This window comes from Streptomyces sp. NPDC088794 (genome assembly GCF_044750545.1).
Taxonomy (GTDB): domain Bacteria; phylum Actinomycetota; class Actinomycetes; order Streptomycetales; family Streptomycetaceae; genus Streptomyces.
The window spans coordinates 38,846-60,562 of sequence record NZ_JBIVKB010000021.1; the positions used below are offsets into that span (position 1 = coordinate 38,846).

The following is a 21,717-nucleotide window of genomic DNA, read 5'->3' on the forward strand; positions in this document are numbered from 1 at the left end:
ACTCGCGAGAGCGAGTTGGTACCATAGTCCGAAACGTACGATCCGAAACGGACTGTGTCAATGAACGTCGACCCCGGTGATCCGCTGCCACACGCTCTGTCTGCGGGCGAGGACGAGCCCGCGACGAGGCTGAGCGCCACGTCGTATCTGGTCCTGGGGCTCATCGGGCTTCGTGGACCCTCGACGCCGTACGACCTGAAACGGGCGGCCGGTCGCTCTATCAGTTACTTCTGGCCCTTTCCGCACTCGCAGCTCTACAGCGAGCCGAAGCGGCTGGCCGCATCCGGACTGCTCGCGCAGCAAGGTGAGGAGGGTGGACGCCGCCGCCTGCTCTACAGCCTGACGGACAGTGGGCGGGACGCTCTCGAACACTGGCTGCGCACAGCGCCGCAGGAGATCTTCGAGATGCGGGACACAGCCGTCATGCAGTTGTTCTTCAGCGAGTTCCTGTCCACTGAGGAACTCGAGGCGCTCGCACGGCAACAGATCGATCTGTACCGGGAGCGCCTCGCTGTGTACGCCGACATCCTCAGGACGCGACCGGAAGAGGGGAGGGAGCGACGCATGGCGCCCCTGCGCCTGGGCATCGCGCTCGCCGAGACCTATGTGGCGTTCTGGCAGGACATTGCCGAGAACCCACCGCCGGGGGCGCGCTGAGCGCCCCCGGCCGCGGATCCTTGGTCGAGCCTGCGTCTGTCAAAGGGCACTCACGCCTCGTCGGGCAGCTGCGGCTTCGGTATGAACAGGGAGAGGAGCAGGGCGAGTACCACGAACGCGGTGAGGGTGAAATAGGCCTGCTGGTAGCCCGCGTCGCGATAGAAGGCGGTGCCCTTCACCACTACGGAGTGCTGCCCCATGACCGTGTAGATCACCTGGGCGGCCACGGCGGTCATCAGACCTACCAGCATGAGCGACATGCCGCTGGCCACTCCTTGTTCGCGTGCGGAAACGGCTCCGACGACCAGGATGGGCACGCTGGCGTAGACCATGCCCATACCCATGGCGGCCACAACCCCGGTGACGATGATCTGTGTTTCGTCGTGGTGGTGGAAAGCCTGGAGCAGCATGCCGACGACGGTCAGGGTCAGGCCGAGAAGCCAGGGCACCCGTGGGTCGACGCGCCGCGAGGCGAGTCCCGCGGCCATGCCGGCCAGGAAGAGGACGATGCCCGCCGGCAGTCCGATGAGGGCGCTGTGCATGGCCGTCCAGCCCAGCCCGTCCGAGACCTTCGGAATGCGGGGATACAGAGGGATGACCACGGTCATGATGGCGGCGGCGGTGAACGCCGTCCCTTGTGCCAGGGAAGTGGCCACAAGAACGGTGCTCACCCTACGGCGCATGAGCATCCGTACATCCAGCATGGGATGCTCGACGGCCCGTTCCACCAGGACGAAAGCGACGAGGCTCGCCAGAGCTCCGGCGATCAGCCCCAGGATTCGGGCATCCGTCCAACCCCACACGGCGCCCTGGCCGATGGCGTAGATGAGGGCGCTGATGCTGCCCCCCAGGAGCAGGCCGCCCCACCAGTCGAACGGCTCGCCGCGGCTGCGGCGCGGTGTCTCGGGGAGGAAGAGGTACACGAGGACGAGGGCCACAGCTGTCACGGCGGTGACGAACCACAGTGCGCCCCGGAAGCCGAAATCGTCCATCAGCCAGCCGGCGATCACCGGGCACACGGCGACAACCGCTCCGAGAGTGGCGCCGATGACGCCGCTGGCCTGACCGACCTTGCGCGGGGGTAGGACGTCGCGGGCGGTCGCGAAGACCAGCGCCGCCATAGGGGCGTAGCAGGCGGCGACGGCACGCCCGGCCAGGAGGGTGCCGTAGGTGGGGGCGAGCGCGGTGATCACGTCACCCAGCAGGCCGAGGGTGATGAGAACCAGCATGGTCCGCCGCTTGCCGAAGATGTCGCCGAACCTGACGGCGAACGGCGTGAGCAGAGTGCCGACGAGGCTGTATACGAGTCCGAACCATGCGATGTGCGCAGTATGGAAGTGCTGTGCCACATCGGCTTGGGCGAAGGCCGTGATGACGCTGGAGGCGCTGAGGACCTGGGCGGGCCACAGCAGGGCCAGAAAGAGCCCTCTGCGTGGTCGTGCCCCGGTCGCTGAGGCGTCGGAAAGTGGCTCCGGCCCTGCCTGCGGTGCTGGAGTGTGAACCATGGCGTGTCCTCTCGGGAACGCTGCGGGGTACGGCGAGGCGTGCGGAATCACACGCCTCGCGGCCTTGTCGATGACTCGACGACCAGAGCGGGATGCAGAACGCGGGGGGAGGACATGGGCCTGTCGTGGGCAGGTGGTCGCCCGCACGCGGAGTACCCGGGTAAGACCTGTGCGCAGGTGGACTCCCTGCTCCTGACGGCTCTTCGGCAGGCGCAGTGCCCGCGGCTTGCGTGAGGAGTGCGGGTGGGGCCGCCCGTGGCGCGGTGAATGGAGTGCATACCCAGCCGCGGTTACGGCTAATGGATCCATTTGATACTGGGCCAGATGGCTGATCGAGAGCTAGGGTTCCCTCAACTGCTCATTACGATTAACCTTGGTTTGCCAGCTCGTCAAGATCCGTGCATATGGATCCATTGATTGTTTCCGGTGGTGTCGGACCTCCACTTCGGCGCCGCATGCCCACACCGAGACGAGGCTGCTGGACCTTGGACCCCGAACGCCTGTCGGTCATCTCCACTCATCGCACCCTCTGCGGGCCGGCGACAGTCTGTATCCGTCGCGCCGACTGCCAACCATGAGTTGTGCCTTCTGCGCGTCAACTGGGCGGAGGCGCGTTCGGGTTTGGAGGCAGGAGCCATGTGCCCGGCGGCCGTACCGCCACATTCAGGAGCTGAGACATGAGCAACTTTCCCGTCGTGCGCACGGCCGATGGAGCCCTGCGCGGCACGTCCGACGGTGCCGTCAGCGTTTTCAGGGGAATCCCGTACGCGCAGCCGCCGACCGGGAGTCGGCGCTTCGGCGCTCCCGTCCCTGCCGAGCGCTGGGACGGGACGCGGGACGCCATTGAGTTCGGGCCCGCGGTGTCCCAGTTCCTGCCCTGGCAGGGGCCGGCCCAGGCAGGCCAGGACGACAGCGGCGTCGGAGCTCTCACAGTGAACGTGTGGACGCCCGATCCCGGCGCGGCCGGGCTCCCCGTCCTGGTCTGGCTCCACGGAGGTGCCTATCTGATCGGTACTGGCGCCGACCCCGGCTGCAACGGCAGCCACCTCGCCGCGGAGAACGGCGTCGTGGTCGTCACCCTCAACTATCGGCTCGGCGCGGAAGGCTTCGCTCGCCTGGAGGGTGCACCCGACAACCGGGGACTGCTCGATCAGATCTCCGCCCTCATGTGGGTCCGGCGCAATATCAAAGCCTTCGGGGGCGACCCCGACCAGGTGACTGCGTTCGGAGGGTCCGCCGGCGCGAATGCCCTTGCCGCGCTCCTGGTCATGCCGACAGCCCGGGACCTGTTTCGCCGCGCTGTACTGATGAGTCCCGCGGTCAGCTACCTCACTCCGGAACTGGCCGAGACGATCTCGGGGCAGGTGGCCGCGGACCTGGGCTGCAAACCGGTGGCCGACGATTTCGCGCGCAGGTCACCGCAGGACGTGGCCCGGACCGACTTCGAGCTCCAGGCTCGGCATGGCGTCTACGCGCAGACGTGGGGGCAGATGGCGCTGATGCCGACCATCTACTCGCCGGTCGTCGACGGCGATTCCCTGCCCGCCGACCCCTTCACGGCCCTTGCAGCTGGGACCGCGGCCGGTATTGATCTGTTGTGCGGCTACAACCGCGACGAGTACCGGTTCTTCCAGCTCATGGCTGGCCCTCCGACACCCGGCGAAGAATCCACCGGTCCGGGCGAGCCCGAACTGGACCGCGCCCTGGAGCTTTTGGGTCCCTCCGGCGCTCTGGCCGCATACCGCGCGGCCCACCCCGGACTGGACGCGGGCGCTCTCTACGAACTGGTGATGTCCGACTGGACCTTCCGCATGCCTGTGGTGCGCCTGGCGGAGCAGCAGGCCGCAGCAGGGGGAAGCGCGCACCTCTACGAGTTGGCGCACCCGATCTCGTCGGCGGGCGATGCGACGCCCCACGGAGCCGAAGCGCCCCTCGTCTTCGGGGCTGTTGGCAGCGAACTCGACCGAATGTTCTATCCGCAGGGGTTCTCGCCCTATGAAGAGAAGCTCAGCGCGCACGTCCGGCAGGCACTCACGGATTTCGCTCGCAGTGGTCGGCCCGGTTGGCACACCTTCGACAACGAGCAGCGGACCACCCGTGTCTGGGGTGATCCCGAACAGGGACTGGCTGTGGACCGGGCGCTGCCGATCAAGTCCTCCCACGACATCTGGGCATCGGTCGCTTTCGGAACCTTGGACCTGCCGTAGAGCCTGTCGTCAGGGCGCCGAACACTCCCTGTGGGGCAGGGGAGATGCCCTGTGCCGACGGTCTCTGAAAGTGAACCCGTTCGCGGCGCTGCCCCCCACTGCCGACTGCTGTCCGCGAACCCGAGATGAACCTGAGCTCCGCTCGGGCGGTGGCAGAGCCTCGGTGGGGTGACGCGTCGCGCTCATCCTAAGGAGATGAAGCAATGGCGAAGGTCTCTTTACGTACTGGCGCCGTAGTGGCAGCGCTCGGTGCCGTGGCGGGAAGCGCCCTCACAGACAGCAGTCCTGCTGACGGCATTGCTCCCGCCGCAACACTGCGGGCAGGGGCGGAATACAGACTTCAGGCATCCACTGCGGAAGACGAGATCATGGTGCAGCTCGTTGCCGAGCTGGGGGAGCCGCGGCACTTCTGCCTGGACATCCCGGGGTATCCCAGCTCCGGGGACATCGACAACCACCGTGAAGCGGCCTGGCCGTTGGAAGCGCATACCTGCAAGACCGGGCTGCCCGAGTCCGGGATCATCACCATGGATCAGCGCATATCCCGCTCATCTCTGACCGGGGAGCCAGGAAAGATCCTTTACACGCGACTCAACGCCTGCCTGGAAGTGGTCGCCATCGGCGCGCAGACCGAGGTGCGCGAAGACGCGTCCAGCGTGGCCGAGGACTGCACAGGTGCTGCCTCGCAGCAGGTGGCCATGACCGCTTCCGGCAAGATCAAGGCGGTACTGGACTCGTCGAAGTGCCTGACCATCGGCAACGAGGCATTCGAGGCAGGGGACCGGACATCGGGAGAGCCCTGGTATCGCCGAGCTCTCACCTTCAGCACATGCACGAAGGCTGACGCCTCGCGGCAGACATGGAAGACCACCGCAGCGCCGGCCTCGTTCTGAGCACCCCCCTGCTCCGTCCCTTTGCCGTGGCCAGGGGCGGAGCAGGGGTCTTTCAGACCAGTAGCCGAACGGGCTTCTCGATGCTCTCCCGCAGGGCGGCGAACCATCGGGCCGCCAAGGCACCGTCCACAGGCCGGTGGTCGGCCGAGAGGGTCAGCGTCATGACGTCCGCCGCCTCCAGATTGCCGTCCTCGGCGACCACCGGTGTCCGTGTAGTCGTGCCCACGGCCAGGATGGCGGCCTGCGGCGGATTGATGATCGCGCTGAACTCCTCGACTCCGTACATACCGAGATTGCTGATGGTGATCGAACCACCTTCCAGGTCACTCTGGCGCAAGGCGCCGTGGCGGGCCTGCTCGCTGAAGGCGCGTACCTGGGCGGAGATGGCCGACAGAGAGAGTGACTCGACCGCCCGCAGCACAGGTGTGACCAGCCCGCCCTCGGTGGCGATGGCGACCGAGACGTCCACGGTGTGGAAACGGTGCACCGCGTCAGACGTCCAGATGACGTTCATTTCGGGTACCTGGGCGTGAGCCTTGGCAATGGCCTTGATGAGAAGGTCGTTGACCGAGATCTTCACCTCGCCGTCCGCGTTGACCTGCTGGCGGAGGGCGAGAAGCTCACCGACGCGGATCTGTCCCTTGACGTAGAAGTGAGGAGCAGTCTGCTTGCTCTCTGCCAGTCGGCCGGCGATGGCCCGCCGGATCCGCGAGTGCGGAACCACTTCGAACGCCGCACCGACACTGGGGGGCGTCGAACGGGAAACGGAAGGGGGCAGGGAGGGGGCAGCAGGAGTTGGATCGTCAGCGGTGGGGGCGGGCTGCGGGGGCCGGTTGGTGATGGCGGCGTTGACGTCGTCGCGGACGACTCGGCCGCCCGGACCGGTTCCCTGGATGGTGCCGATGTCGATTCCCGCTTCACGAGCCAACCTGCGCGCCAACGGGCTGGAGAAGATACGTCCGTTGGCAGGAGGGAGTGCGGTGTCCGACGACGCGGTGGATTCGGTGGTCGGCTCGGCTTCGGGAACCTCTCGCCGGACGGCTGGTTTGGCCTCCGTCGGCCCCGCGATGCCCAGTCCCGAGAGAAGGTCGTCGAGGTCCCCCACCTCCTCGCCCGGCGCGCCGATCACCGCGATGGGGCTGCCGACCTCGACCTCGGTACCGGTGGGAACGAGCGCCTTGATCAAAGTCCCGTCCGCGGTGGCGGGAACGTCCACCTCGGCCTTGTCGGTCTCGACGATCATGAGTGCGTCACCCGCGTGGAACGATGCCCCCTCGGGCACCGGCCAGCCGGACAGGACCGCTGCTGTCGAACCGGCTGCGACCTCCGGCATGCGGAGTAGCTCAGCCATGGTTTCCTCCGTGTTGCGTAGATATCGGCGGTTCAGCGACCGGTGATCTTCTTGAGCTCTGCGGCGACCTCGTCGGTCTGGGCGATGGCGGCGCGCTCCAGCACCTTGCTGATGCTCGGGGACGCCTCGCCTCCGGTGACGCGCTGGACAGGCTGGTCCAGCCAGTCGAAGAAGCGGCGTTGGATCTCGTCCGCGAGCCACGCGCCGTAGGACGTGCCGACAGCTCCCTGCTCGGCGATGAGGACGTTGTTGGTCTTGCGGATACTCGCGCCGATGGTCTCCCAGTCGATGCTCGCCCGGTCCAGCCAGCGCAGGTCGATCACCTCGGTGTCGACGTCGCTGCTCTCCACCGCTTCCAGGACGTGGTTCGTCATGGCCAGGTAGGTCAGCACGGTGAGGTCCGAACCCTCGCGCCGTACCGCGGCCTTGCCCACGGGCAGGCAGAAGTCCAGGTCGTCCGCCGGGACCTCGCCCGCGGTCGTGTAAAGGTCCACGTGTTCCAGGACGACGACTGGATCGTTGCAGCGCAGCGCGCTGTTCATCAGTCCGATGTAGTCGAAGGGCGTCGACGGCGCGACGATGCGCCAGCCCGGAGCGGTGGCGAAGATCCCGGCCGGGTCCATCGAGTGCTGGGAGCCGTATCCGGTGCCCATGGCGACCTTGCTGCGCAGGACGAGGGGCACGTCGCTGGTTCCCCCGAACATGTGGCGGGCCTTGCCGATCTGGTTGAACAGCTGGTCGGCCGCCACCCACATGAAATCGGCGTACATGAACTCCACCACGGGCCGGTACCGCCCTTCGAGCGCGACGCCGCCGGCCAGGCCGGCGAACGCGTTCTCGCTGATCGGCGTTCCCAGGACGCGTCCTGGGAACGCTTCGGCGAGGCCGCGGGTGGCGCCGTTCGTACCGCCCTTGAGGCGGTGGACGTCCTCCCCGAGCACGATGATCCGGCCGTCCTCGGCCATGCGCCGTCCCATGACCTCAGCCACGGCGTCGATGAATTTGCGCTCCTCCAACTTGCCCTTGAAGGAGGGGAGATCGGCGGTCCGCACCCCGTCGAACTCACTGAGGTCTCCGCGAATACCCACGTCCCGGAAATCGGGGTCCGGCCACAGCTTCGCCTTGATCTGCTGCTGGCCGGGCTTGCCGTCGGGTTTCGGTTCGAGAAGCTCGCTTGCGACGGCCTCCAATTCGGCCTTGGCACGCGCTGTGCACTCAGCCAGTTCCGTCTCGGTGAAGATGTCCCGGCGGACCAGATGGGACGTGAGGAGTGCCAGAGGGTCGCGGTCCCGCCACTCCTTCTCCTCCTCCTTGCTGCGGTAACCGAAGGCACTGCCGGGGAACGGGCCGTTCTGGTGGAAGTAGCGGTAGACATCCGCCTCGACAACCGTGGGGCCACGGCCCGCCCTCATGTGGGCGACCGCTTCGCTGGTCGCCAGGTACACAGCGAGTGGATCCATCCCGTCGACGCGCCAGCTGGGGATGTTGAAGCCCAACCCGCGTGCGGACAAACGCGGTTCGGCGGTGACCTCGTCCACGTGGGTGGAGACGGCGTACTGGTTGTTCTCGATGAAGAAGCACACGGGGAGCCGCCACGCCCCGGCGAGGTTGAGGGTCTCCAGAACAGATCCGATGTTGACCGCGCCATCACCGAAGTAGGAGACGGAGACGTCGTCCGTGCCGGCGTGCCGGGCCGACCATGCGAACCCGGCAGCCTGGGGGACCCCCCCTCCCACGATGGCGTTGGTGCCCATGGCCCCGGCCTCGCGCCACTGGAGGTGCATGGATCCGCCACGCCCGCGGCAGAACCCGTCGGCGAGACCGCAGATCTCCGACAGGCTGCGGGAGAGCACCGTGCGTACCGCCTCGGACAGAGGAGCCCGCAGGTCGATCCCGTCGGGAGCCACGTAGCCGAGCGCCTTGGCAAGGAACTGGTGGTGCCCACGGTGCGAGCCGTTGATGTAGTCACTGCCGGTGAGAGTGAGCACCGAGCCGACAGCGCCGCCTTCCTGGCCGATGCTGGAGTGGGCGGGTCCGTGCACCAGTCCCTGCGACGCGAGCGAGAGGACGTACTCCTCGAAGGTCCTGATGAGGAGCGTCTGCGCGAACATCGAGGTCAGCAGTGCTGGATCGGCCGCGTCCCAGTCCTTCCGCGTTGCGACGACCTCGACCCAGGGGGCGGCTGGGCTGAGCTTCTTGTGTGTGGGCACGAACGCCTCCAGGACAGGAGCACATGGCTCGGCCGGGCTCGAACACCCAGCCCTTGCGGTGTTTCACCGTCCCGCCGAATGGATCCATAATCAAGGTCAAGTTATCATTATGTTACTTAAGCATTGCAGACCAAGGCATTGACTAGGCACGTTAAGAGAGTGATGGTCTGCCTTGAGAGAGCATGGATCCAATGGAGGATGGTCATGTCAAAGACAACGAGTGGCCCGGGCGACCTCAAGGAGTTCGAGCAGGACTCCTGGTGGGAGGCGGTACGAGCCGAACTCAACGCCGACACCCAGTGGACGGAGGCGGCCAAGTACTTCCCCGTTCGCATCGAGCTCCGCAGTGACCACACCTCCTGGACGGTGGACACTCGCGACGGCCGGGCCATCTCCGTGCGACCGGGATCCCATCCGCAGGGCGCCGACATCACGGTCGTCGCTCCGGACGAGGAATGGCGCCGAGTGATCGACGGGCGGACCGACTGGTTCGAGGGCACGTCGCCGGGCCTCGGCCGCATCACGGTGGAGGGCGACGGCATCTCCGCCATGCGCAACGTCAAGGCGATGTGGCGTCTGCTCGGCGCACTGTCCACGGCCGGCAAACCCGCGGCCCGACCCGGTCCGTACTCTCCCGACCCGGAGACCGGCCGACACACCGCACTCACCGGACGGTACATCGAGGTCAACGGCCTGCGGACGTACTACGAGGAGGCCGGCGAGGGCGTTCCGATCGTCTGCATCCACGCCGCGGGGCAGGACACCCTGATGTACCGCCACGTCGTGGAGGGACTGTCGGACGAATTCCGCGTCATCTCCCTCGACGCACCCGGCCACGGCAAGACCCTCGAACCGGACGAGGGCGCTTTTCGTGACATCAGTGACCACGCCGACTTCAACGAGGCGTTCATCGATGCCCTGGGCCTGGAGAACCCGGCCATCGTGGGGTGCTCGATGGGCGGCAACATGGTCCTCGAACTGGCATCCCGGCGGCCGGACTTCTACCGCGCGATCATCTCGGCGGAGGGCTCCGACTACACGCCGACCGTCAGCGACACGCTCCTGGAGATGCTGCTGCTGAACGGAGCGCAGATCCTGGAGGGCTGGTCCCGCTCCATGACCGGCCATCGCACTCCTCCCGACCGGGCGCGTGAGGTCGTGTGGCAGCTGCGCCGCGTCTGTCCGGAGGTGATCGCCGCGGACCTCACCGGCTACGCGGGATTCGACCGGCGTGATCAGGTGGGTCGAATCGAGAGCCCGGTGCTGTTGCTCCGGGGTGACGCCGACTGGCTGGTCCCTCAGGAGATGGTCGAGCAGGTCGCCGGCCGTATCCCCGGGAGCCGCATCGCGGTGCTGGAAGGTACCGGCCATTACCCCATGATCGAGAATCCCGTCGAGTTCAACCGGGCCGTGCGCGACTTCGTGAAAGAGACTCTGCGATGAGCGGCCTCCCGACCGGCCTGCCGGGTCCCGGCGTGTTGCCCGCGCCCCTGGCCGGACTGCCGGTGGCCCAGGTCGGCATCCTCGTGCCGGACCTGGCGGCAGGTATGGCCACGTGGTCGGCGATCCTGGGGTCCGACGACTGGCTGGTGTACACCTATGGGCCCGACAGTGTTCCTCGGCTGACCTACCGCGGTGGGCAGGGCGCCTTCAGGATGCGGGTCGCTCTCATCGGGAACGCCCCGCAGGTTGAACTGATCGAGTCGCTGGACGGGCCGAGCATCTACACGGAGTGGATCAGTGAGCACGGCTATGGCCTGCACCATCTGGGCTTCCGCGTTCCGTCCGCGCAGACGGCGATCCATGAGATGACCGCGAGCGGTGTCGGTCTGCTGCAGTCCGGCAGCGGATACGGGCAGGACGGCGACGGCGGGTTCGCCTACTTCGACACTCAGGCCAGTGTCGGCCTGATCGTCGAGGCGATCGAGGTCCCCAAGCATCGCAGGCCGTCCGAGCCACTGCCCCGGGGGCTGCGATGACGGCGGTCGCCCAGCGAGGCCTGCCGGGACTGGCGGGCGTCGAGCACATTGGCTTCACGGTGCCAGATCTGGAAGCGGCCACGGCTTTCTTCACCGAGGTCATCGGATGCGAACGGGTCTACACCTTGGGGCCCTTCCAGTCCGACGGCAGCTGGATGACCGACCATCTCAACGTCCACCCGCGAGCAGTGATGGACCGCCTGGCCTTCTTCCGCTGTGCCAATGGCCCCAACTTCGAGGTTTTCCAGTACGAGTCCCCGGACCAGCATCCCGTCCCGCCGCGCAACAGCGACATAGGCGGCCATCACCTGGCCTTCTACGTCCAGGACCTGGATGCCGCCGTTGCCCACTTGCGGTCGCACCAGGTGACGGTGCTCGGTGAGCCCACCGACAGCACCGGGCCGAGCAAGGGGCAGCGGTGGGTGTACTTCCTCGCCCCCTGGGGCATGCAGCTGGAACTCGTCTCCTTCCCCGACGGCAAGGCGTATGAAGGAGCACTTGATCAGAGTGAACGGCAAGGGGTGAGATTGTGGCAACCTGAGATGCCAAATCAGTCGCCACGTTAGGAAGATCATGCCCGCAGGCCTCGACGGATCGTCCTCGGTCGCCAGTCAGAGGGTCGCCGACACCCTGCGCAAACAAATTCTCGGCGGGGAGTTGCGCCCCGGTGCGAGGATCATGCAGGAAGAGGTCGCCACGTCCTTCGGCTCCAGCCGGCTGCCGGTCCGTGAGGCTCTGCGGATTCTTGAGTCCGAGGGCCTGGTCGTCCTCAAAGCGAACAGTGGGGCGTGGGTCTCCAAAATGGACCTCGCCGAATGCCAGGCGACATACAAACTGAGGGAGCGGGTGGAACCCCTGGCCCTCAGTGAGTCGATGCCGAACCTCACCTCGGACGACTTCACGCGACTTGACGAGATCCAGCGTGAGATCGAGGCGAACAATGATGTCGACCATTTCCTCAGCCTCGACAGAGAGCTGCACCTGATCACCTATTCAGGCTGCAGCGTTGAACAGCTCCTTACGATGGTTCGGCGATTCTGGAACACCACCCAGCATTACCGGCGCGCATACGCCCACCTCATTGATCCGACCGGGCGTGAGCTGATCAATTTCGAGCATCGACTGATCATAGAGGCGATCAAACGGGGCGATCCCGTCGACGCTGAACGTTTTCTGGCAGGACACATCCGCCGTACGCGGCTCGCGCTCTCGCGTCACCCGGAGCTGTTCGTCGATTGATGACACCCATCGGGTGACAAAACTGCGTCTACTTCCAGGCGGGCTGTAGGGACAGCCCGCCGTTTTCGCATGCCCTGGCGAGCTCCTGCGATGGCTGGCGACACCGATGGCGTGGACGCCAATATGGATCCATGAAGTTGATCACGTTGCTTAATCGTAATATTGGTGGATCCTTCATGCCTGTTGACGTGGGTTGATTCTGGAGAGATTCTCGGAATCATCAAAGGGTCTTCACGGATGGATCCATTTGGGGACCACCTCGACACGTAGGGGATCCCCTTCACCAGCGTTGTCGTTCATGGCTCACCCGGCTTCGGCGACGAGAACGCGCCCGCCCGGGTTTTTCGCCCGGGACTTACCCGCAGGCCGCGGAGTTCCTGCTCGTGCCGTTGCGTACGCCGACTCCGCCGCCTTTCCGAAGGAGCGCGCCGTGAAACGCCGCATAACTGTCGCCCTGACCCTCGTCGTCTCCAGTGTCCTGACCGCCGCTCTTGCCGGCTGCAATGCCGGAACGACCGGAACAGGGAAGGGAGGGACCAAGACGGTCGGACTGATCCGGTTCTCCGGGTCGGACGTCTATGCCAACAGTGCCCTCGACGCCATTGCCTCCTATGGCAAGAGCAAGGGCTGGAAGGTGACGGAGGTGGACGCCAATGGCAGCGTCGACTCCGCCAACACGGCCCTGACCAATTTGGCCACCAAGGGCGTCGACGCGATCGCCATCTCCGTGTTCCCCACTGACGCCCTGGCATCGGGAGTCGCCTCGGCACAGTCCGCGGGCATCCCTGTGGCGAACTGGGGAGGTGGCCTCGGCCCGGGCGTGCCCATCGCCGCGGACGTTTCCATCGGGGAGCCGATGGCGAAGCGGGTGGTGAACGACCTCGGCAGCACGGGTGCGCTGCTGGCCCTCGGCTACCGTCCCGGACTGCCTTGCCAGCGCCGTGAGAAGGCCCTCGACGACGCTGTGGCAAAGACGGACATCAAGGTGGACGCCCAGCAGATCACGATCCCGGGCCAGGTCGAGTCGGCGGACAAGGCGACCCAGGCCTGGGCGCAAGCGCACCCCAAGGGCGGCAAGCTCGCTGTGTGGGCCTGTTTCGACGACCCGGCCACGGGTGCTGCCGCAGCCTTGCAGCAACTCGGCCGAACTGACGTGAGCACCTACGGTCTCAACGGCACCGCAGAAGCACTGTCCCTGGTGAAGTCGGGCAAGCTGACCGCGACCGAGTGGATCGACGGGCCGTCCCAGGGGCGCGAGATAGCCCAGTTGCTGGAGAAGTACTGGGCCGCTCCCGACGACTTCAAGCCGGTTGAGATCGACGGCAACTACAAGATCATCGACAAGTCCAATGTCGACGCCTTCCTCGCTGAACACCCCGAGCTGAGGAAGTAGTCATGACAACAGCAGCGGCGGCACCCGGTGCGGGCGAGCCGGCACCGCCTGCCCAGGCGGAACCTCTGCTCCGGGTTGAGGGTCTCGCGAAGTCCTACGGCGCCATCCGCGCCCTCCGTGGCATCGACATCGCCTTCCGGCGCGGCGAGATCCACGGGCTCGTCGGAGCGAACGGCGCCGGCAAGTCCACGTTGATCCGCTGCCTGGCCGGCCTTGAGCAGCCCGACGCGGGCGACGTCCTCGTCGACGGCCAGGTCACCCACATCCACGGTCCCGCCGACGCGGCCGGCCTGGGACTCGCTTTCATCCACCAGGAGTTGAACCTGGTGAAGTCCTTCACCGGGTCGCAGAACATCATGCTCGGCAGTCACGAAGGTTCGATGCTGAGCCTGCGACGATTCAGCGGCGTACCCGACGCGGTGCTGCGCGTTGCCCGTCGGGTCGGTATCGACTTCCGGCTCGACATTCCGGTCTCCGAACTGACTGTTCACCAGCAATGGCTCGTCACCATCGCGCGGGCTCTGGTCGACGACCGTGCCCTCATCGCCATGGACGAGCCGACCGCCTCACTGGATGGCCAGGAGGCGGCCAAGCTCCTGGAGGTCGCCCGAGAGCTGGCCGCCTCCGGTGTGGCTGTGGTGTTCATCAGCCACCGGCTCGATGAGGTGACGGACGTGTGCGACCGGGTCACCGCCTTCAAGGACGGATCGGTGTCCCTGGCTCTGCCGCGGAGGGAGGTCACACGCGAAGCGGTCGTGCGTGCCATCGTCGGTCATGAGGTCACGCCCGGCGCCGGGGCCACGGCGTTCGAGCCGACCGAGCACACCAAGGTCGCCCTGAGTCTCCAGGACGTAAGCCGTGGCCGGACTGTCCGTGGCGTCTCCCTCACCCTTCACGAGGGCGAGGTCGTCGGCATCGCCGGCCTGGTCGGCTCCGGACGTACGGAGCTGGCACGGCTGATCTTCGGCGCCGACCGCCCGGACGGCGGCACGATGGCGCTGGACGGCAAGCCCTACCGGCCCCGCTCCATCACCCAGGCCATTGACCGGGGCGTTGCCTATGTCCCCGAGGAACGGCGGTCGGAGGCGCTCTTCCTCACGCATTCGGTGGAGGACAACCTTCACATCACGGTGTGGGATCGCTGGCGCGTTCGCAGGTGGCTGCCGTTCATCCGGCCTCGCTTGTCCCGGGCCGCGGCGAACGACACCTGCCGCGCTCTTGGGATCAAGACAACGGATGCCCGCAGACCCGTCGTCGGCCTCAGTGGCGGCAACCAGCAGAAGGTCGTCATGGGCCGCTGGCTGGCCACCGATCCGAAGATCCTGATCCTGGACGAACCCACCCGCGGCGTGGACGTGGGCGCTCGCGCCGACATCTACGCACGGATCCGTGAGGCGAACGAGTCCGGATCAGCCGTCCTCGTCATCTCCTCCGAATTCGAAGAGCTCCTCGAATGCAGTCGCGTACTCGTCATGGCCGAAGGCCACATCGTCGGCGAGCTGACCTCGGACGCGATCACCGTCCCCAACATGCTGCACCTCTGCTACGCGTGATCCGCGTCGCGCGATCGAGAAACTGGAGAACCCCGCCATGGAAGGCACCATCGAACAAGCCGCGAAGGCGTCGGCTGCGCAGGGGGCCGCACCGGGCAACGCACAGCGCATTCTGCTCCTGACCGGCAGGTACGGAACTCCCGGCGTCCTCGTACTTCTCCTGATCGGCTTCAGCGCGGCCAGCCCGGCCTTCCTGACCGGTCAGAATCTCCTGAACGTCCTCAACCAGAGCGCCACCTTGGCCATCGTCGCCGGGGGACTCACCCTGCCACTGGTGGCGGGCAAGTTCGACCTCAGCTTCGCCTCAGTGGTGAGCCTCTCCGGAATCCTCGCGGTCGGCTTCCTGGAGCGCAGCGGACTGCCCTGGTTCGCCGCCATGCTGCTAGCCCTGGCGGCCGCCGGAGTCATCGGGCTGGTCAACGGCCTGCTCGTCGCGCAGCTGCGCATCGACCCGATCGTCGCCACCCTGGGCACCAGCACCATGCTCCTGGGTATCAACTACGCCTACTCCAACGGCACACCCATCACCCTCAAACCCGGCCCCTTCACGGACATCGCGCGTGCGTCGGTACTGGGTGTCCCCGCACCCATCATCCTCACCGCGGTAGTTCTCGGCGGCCTGTGGGTCGCCCTGAACTTCACTCTGCTCGGGCACCACATGCAAGCGGTGGGCACCAACCAGGTGGCCGCTCGCATGGCCGGTGTTCGGGTTGCGCGCATCACCGTGACCGCCTTCGTGATCTGCGGCGTGTGCGCGGGACTGGCGGGCGTCCTGCTGTCGGCACGGATCGGGAGCGGACAGGTGACTGCCGGCGACGGCTATCTGCTGAACGCTTTCGCGGCGGTCTTCCTGGGCGCGTCCGTGCTCAGGGACGGTGACTTCCACATCCTGGGCACGCTCGTGGGCGTCCTCATCGTCACCGTCACCTTCAACGGGCTGTCCTTGCTCGGTGCCGAGTCCTACGTTCAGTTCCTTTTCCAGGGCGGGATCCTGGTGGCCGCTACCGCCCTCAGCAGCACCAGTCGACGCATGCTGCTCGCCTCGACACGGCGCTGACCGGGCGCGCCGACTCGCCACCGGTGGTCGTGTCCACCTGCCGATCACGACCACCACTTCCTCCGTGTGGATCCATTCCTGAATCCGACCTCTGAGTCTTATGAGAAATGGCAGGTTGAGACATCAAAACGTCACGAAAGTGAAACGTAGCATTGTCTGTGGATCCATGAAGTGTCAGTGTGGTCAGGAGTAGTACCTGGCCGAGGATGACGCGAGCCGCGTGTCCTGCCACTTGTCTCCGTGAGAAGGCTGATGCCATGACGCAGTCCGCGAACACCCCTCCCCCTCCGGAACTCGAGCCCCTGGTGGAACCCTGGATCGAGAAGCTCGGAGCTGCCCTGGACGCCTTGCAGGCGGGTCGCTTCGATGACCTCGCTGCCGCGCGCGAGGCATACGCCGACTGGTTCGTATCGCGCTTTCCCGCACCTGACGGCGTGACCTACGAGGACTATCAGGCCAACGGCGTTCCGGTGACGCGGGCGCGACCCGCCGAGACTGTCCCCGGCCGCACCCTGCTCTACCTGCACGGCGGCGGATACCTGGCCGGGGCGCCGCGCGGGTACCGAGGGCTGGTGGGCCGCTATGCCAGCGGTCTGCGTGCCGAGGCCGTGATCCCCGATTACCGGTTGGCTCCTGACGCCCGCTACCCGGCCGCGATCGACGACAACCTCGCTGTCTACGAAGCCCTGCTCAAGGAGGGCTACGACGCCGGCTCCATCGTCGTGTCAGGTGACTCGGCCGGCGGCGCCATGACCGTCGCGTTGCTGGTCGCAGCCCGTGACGCGGGGCTGCCGCTCCCAGCCGCGGCGGTGGCGATTTCTCCCTGGGCCAATCTGGAGCACACAGGCGCGTCGATTGTCACCAAGGCCGAGGCGGACCCGCTGTGCACCCCGGAGGCTCTCCGCACCATGGCCCTCAGCTACATGGGCGACAGTCCGCTGAACAGCCCCCTCGCCTCACCGGTGTTCGCCGATGTCAGCGGCCTTCCTCCGGTGCTGATCCAGATCGGTGAGCGCGAGATCATGCTCAGCGACGCCGTTCGTCTGGCGGAGCACCTGGCCACAGCTCAGGTGCGGGTGAACCTTGAGGTGTGGCCCGGTATGCCGCATGTGTGGCACCTGTTCTCGGAGGACCTCAAGGATGCCGACGCCGCCCTTGAGTCCGCTGTCGCCTTCCTCGCCGCCCAACTGCCCTAGCTGCAGAGACCATTTCCTTTCCCGCCGTTGTGAGAGGCATCCCATGAGCAGCACCGAAAACGAGAAGAAGGTCAAGGTCAACGGAACGGAGCTGTTCGTCCGTGACACCGGGGAGGAGCACCTCCCCGTCGTTCTGGCCCTCCATTCCCTGTTCCTCGACGGCCGCATGTTCGAGGGCTTCAAAGAAGCCGCTGCCGGCAAGTACCGAGTCATCCGCCCTGACTTTCGCGGTCAGGGCAGGAGCGCGGCGGCCGAAGGTGACTTCATTCATCTGGACACGGTCACTGCTGACGTCATCGCTCTGGCCGAGGAACTGAACCTTGAGCAGGTGCACCTGCTCGTGCAGTCCATGGGCGGCGATGTGGGCTTCCGGCTGGCCGTGGCCCGGCCTGGGCTGATCAAGTCGATGGTCGTCCTCGGGTCGTCCGCCTGTGCCGAGCCCGCTGATCAGCTGGTGGTCTTCCGCGAGTGGGTCGACAACGTCGGCCGTCAGGGCTTCGTCGGCGACGTGCTGCAGGAGACCCTGGAGATCATGTTCGGCGCCACCACCCGCAGCGACCCTGCCAAGCAGGACATCGTCAAACTGTGGGAGTCGCGGATCGCCGAGGTACCCAAGACGCTGCGACCCGCCATGGCGGGTGTCATCGAGCGCGGCACCGCTGTGCACCTGCTCCCGCAGATAAGCGCTCCCGTCTTCATCGTCTCCGGCGAGGAGGACAAGCCCCGTCCTGTCCCGTGGCAGGACGAAATGGTCGAGCACCTGCCGAACGCCACCCTGTGGCGGCTCGAGAAGATCGGCCACAGCCCCATCCTGGAAGTCCCGGACGTGGTCCTGCCCCGCCTCCTCGAATTCCTGGATCAGGTGGAGAAGTCCCGCTAGGTGCTCTGCCGGGTCTGTCGCGGGAGGCGGACCCGGCTCAGGGAATCCGGTGACTCCCCCGGCGCTCTGGTGACCCACTCGTCGGCTGGGCGCTGAAGTGGCGCAGGGCTGTAGTTTCGGCTGGTTCCGGTTCCACCTTCTGTTCGCCAAATGGCTCTATTTCCAGGGCGGGTTCGGGTCGGGGAGCGCGAACGCGTGTGTTGGCCGGCGCAGCTTTTTCCCTGTGGTGTCTGGTGCCGTCGTGACCGCCCACGGCCCAGCAGTGGCGTGGTGCCCCCTCATCGCAGGACGCGGTGGGGGCACCCCAGACCCGCCGCTCCCGGGGGAGTGAGGCGGCGGGCCCCTGTCGCGGGGAGGACAGACCGTACGCCCCCACCTTGCGAATCGAAGGATGCTGGCCTCAATGATCCGAAACTGCCACGCCGGCAGCATCCAAGGACGCCAACAGACGTCGATCACCAGGTGCAAGGCACGGGCGAGGACGTCGATGGCCTGGCCGGAGGAGTGGCGTTCGCGGCCATGTCCCGGGCGGACGTAGGAAGCAGTCACTGACATCCGCCAGCACCGCGACCTTGGTTCCTGGGAGTGGGGCACCCAGGACGAGCCCCCCTGCCGCTTGTGCTGGATCGAGTCCATGCTGACGCAATCGGACGGTCCACTCACGAGGCCGCCGAGCTGCCGAAGGAATGAGCATGACGCACCCGGCCACTCGCCAGTTCTCAGGCCTCCGAGGCCGACGTCAACCACCGCGTCGTCCGCCTGGACGCCCCGGGCTGAGCCACAGGCCTCCCGTCACAGAAGGGCAGCCGCGCTCATGGTGACCGAGGATCAGGTGCGTAACTGGGTTGAGGGGTATGTGCGGGCCTGGGCGAGCAACGGCAAGAAGGACATCGCCGCTCTGTTCACCCCGCGGGCCGAGTATCACGAGTGGCCCTACGAAACCGACTGGATCGGCCGCGATGCCATCGTCGCCGGCTGGCGGAGCCGAGCACCCTGGCAAGAAGGGGGCTGGGAATTCGACTGGTCCCTGCTCGCCCTCAACGGAGACACCGCAGCCATAGAAGGTACCGGCCGCTACAAAGAGCTCGGCACCTTCGCCAACCTCTGGACCGTGACGTTCGACAAGAACGGCCGCTGCACCGTGTTCCGCATGTGGAACAACGAGGTCTGACCCGCGATAGCGGTGGACCCGCAGCTGCCCCCTGGAACCGACCTCAACCCGTGACGGCTGCCCGGGCGAGCCGGGCAGCCGCCGGCGTCACACCGTCTTACGCCGGATCTCCGCCGAGCGCACCGCCATGGCGAAGCTGAAGTGGAACTGCTTGTTGATGGCGCCCAGATAACCCACGCCGGTGATGACGTACCAAGCCTTGGCCGGATAGCTGCCGTACTCGGTGCTGGACCAGTAGTGCTCCGCCTTCAGGTTCTCGAACAGATCCTGGTTCGAGAAGATCTGGCCGAAGGCCGCCGCGAAGTCGAAGGCGCCGTTCTCGTCCACGGGCTGGTCGGAGGGAGACGGCAAATCCGGCATGCTGCCGTCGAAGCCTTGGAGGCCCTTGTTGCCCAGGGCGTTGTAGTACAGCCGGGTCCACTCACTGTTCTGCGTGTTGTACCCGCAGAGAGTGGTGCCATCGAACCCGTAGTGGGCGGGGCCGTCCTCGGTCGCCGGCAGACGCCAGTCGCTCGTCCACGAGATCTCGTAGGCGGGGTCCAGGCTGTACGTCAGTACGGCGTCGGAGTTCAGCCCCGCGGCCCACTCGGTCTGCTTGTACCAGTTGTTGAATCCCGAGGTGTAGTCCAGCCAGACGAGCTTCTGCGCCTCGTCCCAGATCAACTTGTACTCACTGCCCTCGTAGGCAACGGTGCCGACCGATTCGAGCGAGGTGCGGGTAACTCGCCCGCCGCGGACGGCGATCGCATAGTTGAACGGCCAGTCCTTCTCGTCGTCACCCTGGTAGCCGATGTGGGTGCCGAAGAACCAGGCGAGAGACGGATGCTCGGCATACTCGTTCTGCCAATAGAAGTCGATCTTCAGGTTCTCGAACGGCCCGGTGTTCTTCAGTCCGGCATCCGGCTGGGGGAAGGCGCCGTCGGTGCCTTGGTTCCCCTTGTTGCCCAGCGTCGTGTAGTAGAGGTGGCCCAGGTCGCTGCTGGTCACGTTGAAGCCGGCGGTGGACTCGCCGTCGTAGCCGAACTCGTACGCGGAGTGCGGTGTAGCGGGCAGACGCCAGTCGCCGTCCCACTCGACGTGGACGCCAGGCTCCAGCTGGTAGGCGAGGACACCGCCCACATTGAGGCTCTTTGCCCAGGCAACGCCGTCCGCCCAGTCGAGGTAGTCGGTCGTGTGGTCGAGCCAGATCAGATCGCGCGCCACCTCGTGAATCAGACGATAGGTGTTGCCCTGGTAGAGGGCTGTGCCGATGACTTCTGCGGAGGCGGTCTCCGCTGGGCCGGCTTCTGAGGGTGCCGGCTGAGCTGACGTTGTCATCTTGTCTCCTCTTGGTTCAGTGACTCTGCTGTGCCGCTCCGAGCCCAATGGCGACGCTGTCCTGATGCCAGGTGGTGGGAGGGCTGTGACGCCCTGCTCGGGGCAGGCCACGTGGTGCGGCTCATGACCACCTCAGCCAAACGACGGGGCAGAAGGTGGCGGGGGCGCGATGCAGGCCGCGACGGCTCGGCAGGACTCCGGCCTGCGGTGCCTGACACTCTACAGAGTATGGATCCATAGATAAGAGTCACGTAACCTGAATTCCAGGCCTTGTGCCATGCTGGCCTGACTCTGTATACCTGAATGGATCCATTGGATGGGAAGGTGGCGCCCCCGACCCGTCTCGGGGGGCAGTCTTCAGCCGGTCAGGATTGCGCGGATGACGCGAGTGAGGTGACTGATGAGTTGATCGGTCGAAAGGTCCCGGAGGGGTCCACGGCGGATGACGTAGCGGCTGAACGTGACGCCGATGAGCTCTGCGGCGAGGAGCTCGATCCGGATCTCCGCGTCGGGTGTCGTGACGGCCTGCAGGTAGCCGGCCATGCTGCGCTCGTGCATGGCGTTGTAGAGCCTGACCGCAGTCTCCTCGTTGGAAGCGGCGCTGCGAATGAGGGCCACGAAGGGGTCCCCGGCGGCGCCCTCCTCCATGCGGGCCACGTAGCCCTGGGCGATACGTGCCGGCAGGGTGTCGGGGTCCCCCTGCACCAGTTGCTCCACATCCCGCGCGCCTGGGACCGCAGCGACGAAGAGGTTCTCCTTCGACTGGAAGTGGCGCATCACGAGCCCGTGCGTGACACCGGCCCGACGGGCGATCTCCCGGATGGTGGCCCGTGCGTATCCGTGTTCGGTGAAAGCGTCCCGGGCCGCGTCCAGGATCGCTGCTCGATGGGCCTCGGGATCCCGGACACGTTTCCGTGTCGGTGCGGGTGCGGGACTCGTCGGCTTGTCCATGGGCTCACAGTAGGTGACCCACCGCCTTCGTGACCAAGTGGTCATTAGCGGAGGATGGCGTTAGGGTCTAATGACCGCTTGTTCATTATCTTGCGGAGAAGGCGCCGCCCTCGCTGGGATCCGGCCCTGCCGTTCACTCGGCGAGCTACGCCCCGTCG

At 66.3% G+C, this 21,717-nt stretch carries 18 protein-coding genes; 13 read left to right on the forward strand and 5 right to left on the reverse strand.

What is annotated here, in order from left to right; translation table 11 throughout:
• Positions 1 to 60 precede the first annotated feature (60 nt).
• Positions 61 to 657, forward strand: coding sequence for a PadR family transcriptional regulator (locus ACIP6U_RS42150; protein WP_401728170.1), 597 nt, complete (start codon positions 61 to 63; stop codon positions 655 to 657).
• Between the two features lie 50 nt (positions 658 to 707).
• On the opposite strand, the gene ACIP6U_RS42155 is transcribed toward ACIP6U_RS42150, so the two are convergent.
• Positions 708 to 2,162 (reverse strand): MFS transporter, encoded by a 1,455-nt coding sequence (locus ACIP6U_RS42155; protein ID WP_401728171.1) that lies wholly within the window; start codon positions 2,160 to 2,162, stop codon positions 708 to 710.
• A gap of 677 nt (positions 2,163 to 2,839) precedes the next feature.
• Between ACIP6U_RS42155 and ACIP6U_RS42160 the strand changes: the two genes are divergently transcribed.
• Positions 2,840 to 4,369, forward strand: a complete 1,530-nt coding sequence (locus tag ACIP6U_RS42160; protein ID WP_401728172.1) for a carboxylesterase/lipase family protein — start codon at positions 2,840 to 2,842, stop codon at positions 4,367 to 4,369.
• A gap of 203 nt (positions 4,370 to 4,572) precedes the next feature.
• Positions 4,573 to 5,262, forward strand: coding sequence for a hypothetical protein (locus tag ACIP6U_RS42165; RefSeq protein ID WP_401728174.1), 690 nt, complete (start codon positions 4,573 to 4,575; stop codon positions 5,260 to 5,262).
• Between the two features lie 52 nt (positions 5,263 to 5,314).
• Here the strand turns inward: ACIP6U_RS42165 and ACIP6U_RS42170 are convergent, their stop codons facing one another.
• Complete coding sequence (locus tag ACIP6U_RS42170; protein ID WP_401728176.1) at positions 5,315 to 6,613, reverse strand: dihydrolipoamide acetyltransferase family protein; 1,299 nt, start codon at positions 6,611 to 6,613, stop codon at positions 5,315 to 5,317.
• A gap of 32 nt (positions 6,614 to 6,645) precedes the next feature.
• Entirely contained in the window at positions 6,646 to 8,823 is a 2,178-nt protein-coding gene (locus ACIP6U_RS42175; RefSeq protein ID WP_401728177.1) for a thiamine pyrophosphate-dependent enzyme, read from the reverse strand.
• A gap of 204 nt (positions 8,824 to 9,027) precedes the next feature.
• Here ACIP6U_RS42175 and ACIP6U_RS42180 point away from each other — a divergent pair, with 204 nt between their 5' ends.
• The 10 genes from ACIP6U_RS42180 to ACIP6U_RS42225 all read left to right on the forward strand — a co-directional run bounded on the left by ACIP6U_RS42180 (position 9,028) and on the right by ACIP6U_RS42225 (position 19,291).
• Complete coding sequence (locus ACIP6U_RS42180) at positions 9,028 to 10,266, forward strand: alpha/beta fold hydrolase (RefSeq protein ID WP_401728178.1); 1,239 nt, start codon at positions 9,028 to 9,030, stop codon at positions 10,264 to 10,266.
• Positions 10,263 to 10,802 carry a VOC family protein gene (locus ACIP6U_RS42185; protein WP_401728179.1) on the forward strand — a complete coding sequence of 180 codons (540 nt, stop codon included), beginning with the start codon at positions 10,263 to 10,265 and terminating at the stop codon, positions 10,800 to 10,802. The genes ACIP6U_RS42180 and ACIP6U_RS42185 overlap by 4 nt, the downstream gene beginning before the upstream one ends.
• Positions 10,799 to 11,368, forward strand: coding sequence for a VOC family protein (locus tag ACIP6U_RS42190; RefSeq protein WP_401728180.1), 570 nt, complete (start codon positions 10,799 to 10,801; stop codon positions 11,366 to 11,368). The genes ACIP6U_RS42185 and ACIP6U_RS42190 overlap by 4 nt, the downstream gene beginning before the upstream one ends.
• A gap of 7 nt (positions 11,369 to 11,375) precedes the next feature.
• Entirely contained in the window at positions 11,376 to 12,041 is a 666-nt protein-coding gene (locus tag ACIP6U_RS42195; RefSeq protein ID WP_401728182.1) for a GntR family transcriptional regulator, read from the forward strand.
• Between the two features lie 430 nt (positions 12,042 to 12,471).
• On the forward strand, positions 12,472 to 13,434 hold the full coding sequence (locus ACIP6U_RS42200) for a sugar ABC transporter substrate-binding protein (RefSeq protein WP_401728183.1): 963 nt from the start codon (positions 12,472 to 12,474) through the stop codon (positions 13,432 to 13,434).
• Positions 13,435 to 13,436: 2 nt separating this feature from the next.
• On the forward strand, positions 13,437 to 14,987 hold the full coding sequence (locus ACIP6U_RS42205; RefSeq protein WP_401728184.1) for a sugar ABC transporter ATP-binding protein: 1,551 nt from the start codon (positions 13,437 to 13,439) through the stop codon (positions 14,985 to 14,987).
• 37 nt (positions 14,988 to 15,024) lie between these two features.
• Positions 15,025 to 16,044 carry an ABC transporter permease gene (locus ACIP6U_RS42210; protein ID WP_401728186.1) on the forward strand — a complete coding sequence of 340 codons (1,020 nt, stop codon included), beginning with the start codon at positions 15,025 to 15,027 and terminating at the stop codon, positions 16,042 to 16,044.
• A gap of 257 nt (positions 16,045 to 16,301) precedes the next feature.
• Entirely contained in the window at positions 16,302 to 17,240 is a 939-nt protein-coding gene (locus tag ACIP6U_RS42215) for an alpha/beta hydrolase (RefSeq protein WP_401728187.1), read from the forward strand.
• Positions 17,241 to 17,283: 43 nt separating this feature from the next.
• Positions 17,284 to 18,120 carry an alpha/beta fold hydrolase gene (locus ACIP6U_RS42220; protein ID WP_401728189.1) on the forward strand — a complete coding sequence of 279 codons (837 nt, stop codon included), beginning with the start codon at positions 17,284 to 17,286 and terminating at the stop codon, positions 18,118 to 18,120.
• Positions 18,121 to 18,934: 814 nt separating this feature from the next.
• Positions 18,935 to 19,291: a nuclear transport factor 2 family protein gene (locus tag ACIP6U_RS42225; protein ID WP_401728190.1), complete on the forward strand. Its 357-nt coding sequence runs from the start codon at positions 18,935 to 18,937 to the stop codon at positions 19,289 to 19,291.
• A gap of 87 nt (positions 19,292 to 19,378) precedes the next feature.
• Here the strand turns inward: ACIP6U_RS42225 and ACIP6U_RS42230 are convergent, their stop codons facing one another.
• The gene (locus ACIP6U_RS42230) at positions 19,379 to 20,608 is read right to left on the reverse strand and encodes a hypothetical protein (RefSeq protein ID WP_401728191.1); all 1,230 of its coding nucleotides are present in this window, start codon (positions 20,606 to 20,608) and stop codon (positions 19,379 to 19,381) included.
• A 357-nt stretch (positions 20,609 to 20,965) separates the two neighbouring features.
• The gene (locus ACIP6U_RS42235; protein WP_401728193.1) at positions 20,966 to 21,559 is read right to left on the reverse strand and encodes a TetR family transcriptional regulator; all 594 of its coding nucleotides are present in this window, start codon (positions 21,557 to 21,559) and stop codon (positions 20,966 to 20,968) included.
• Positions 21,560 to 21,717: the final 158 nt, after the last annotated feature.

Excerpts from the sequence above, each read along its gene's own strand:
- ACIP6U_RS42150 (WP_401728170.1), top strand. The coding sequence starts at position 61 with ATGAACGTCGACCCCGGTGATCCGCTGCCACACGCTCTGTCTGCGGGC.
- ACIP6U_RS42155 (WP_401728171.1), bottom strand. The coding sequence starts at position 2,162 with ATGGTTCACACTCCAGCACCGCAGGCAGGGCCGGAGCCACTTTCCGAC.
- ACIP6U_RS42160 (WP_401728172.1), top strand. The coding sequence starts at position 2,840 with ATGAGCAACTTTCCCGTCGTGCGCACGGCCGATGGAGCCCTGCGCGGC.
- ACIP6U_RS42165 (WP_401728174.1), top strand. The coding sequence starts at position 4,573 with ATGGCGAAGGTCTCTTTACGTACTGGCGCCGTAGTGGCAGCGCTCGGT.
- ACIP6U_RS42170 (WP_401728176.1), bottom strand. The coding sequence starts at position 6,613 with ATGGCTGAGCTACTCCGCATGCCGGAGGTCGCAGCCGGTTCGACAGCA.
- ACIP6U_RS42180 (WP_401728178.1), top strand. The coding sequence starts at position 9,028 with ATGTCAAAGACAACGAGTGGCCCGGGCGACCTCAAGGAGTTCGAGCAG.
- ACIP6U_RS42185 (WP_401728179.1), top strand. The coding sequence starts at position 10,263 with ATGAGCGGCCTCCCGACCGGCCTGCCGGGTCCCGGCGTGTTGCCCGCG.
- ACIP6U_RS42190 (WP_401728180.1), top strand. The coding sequence starts at position 10,799 with ATGACGGCGGTCGCCCAGCGAGGCCTGCCGGGACTGGCGGGCGTCGAG.
- ACIP6U_RS42195 (WP_401728182.1), top strand. The coding sequence starts at position 11,376 with ATGCCCGCAGGCCTCGACGGATCGTCCTCGGTCGCCAGTCAGAGGGTC.
- ACIP6U_RS42205 (WP_401728184.1), top strand. The coding sequence starts at position 13,437 with ATGACAACAGCAGCGGCGGCACCCGGTGCGGGCGAGCCGGCACCGCCT.
- ACIP6U_RS42210 (WP_401728186.1), top strand. The coding sequence starts at position 15,025 with ATGGAAGGCACCATCGAACAAGCCGCGAAGGCGTCGGCTGCGCAGGGG.
- ACIP6U_RS42215 (WP_401728187.1), top strand. The coding sequence starts at position 16,302 with ATGACGCAGTCCGCGAACACCCCTCCCCCTCCGGAACTCGAGCCCCTG.
- ACIP6U_RS42220 (WP_401728189.1), top strand. The coding sequence starts at position 17,284 with ATGAGCAGCACCGAAAACGAGAAGAAGGTCAAGGTCAACGGAACGGAG.
- ACIP6U_RS42225 (WP_401728190.1), top strand. The coding sequence starts at position 18,935 with ATGGTGACCGAGGATCAGGTGCGTAACTGGGTTGAGGGGTATGTGCGG.
- ACIP6U_RS42230 (WP_401728191.1), bottom strand. The coding sequence starts at position 20,608 with ATGACAACGTCAGCTCAGCCGGCACCCTCAGAAGCCGGCCCAGCGGAG.
- ACIP6U_RS42235 (WP_401728193.1), bottom strand. The coding sequence starts at position 21,559 with ATGGACAAGCCGACGAGTCCCGCACCCGCACCGACACGGAAACGTGTC.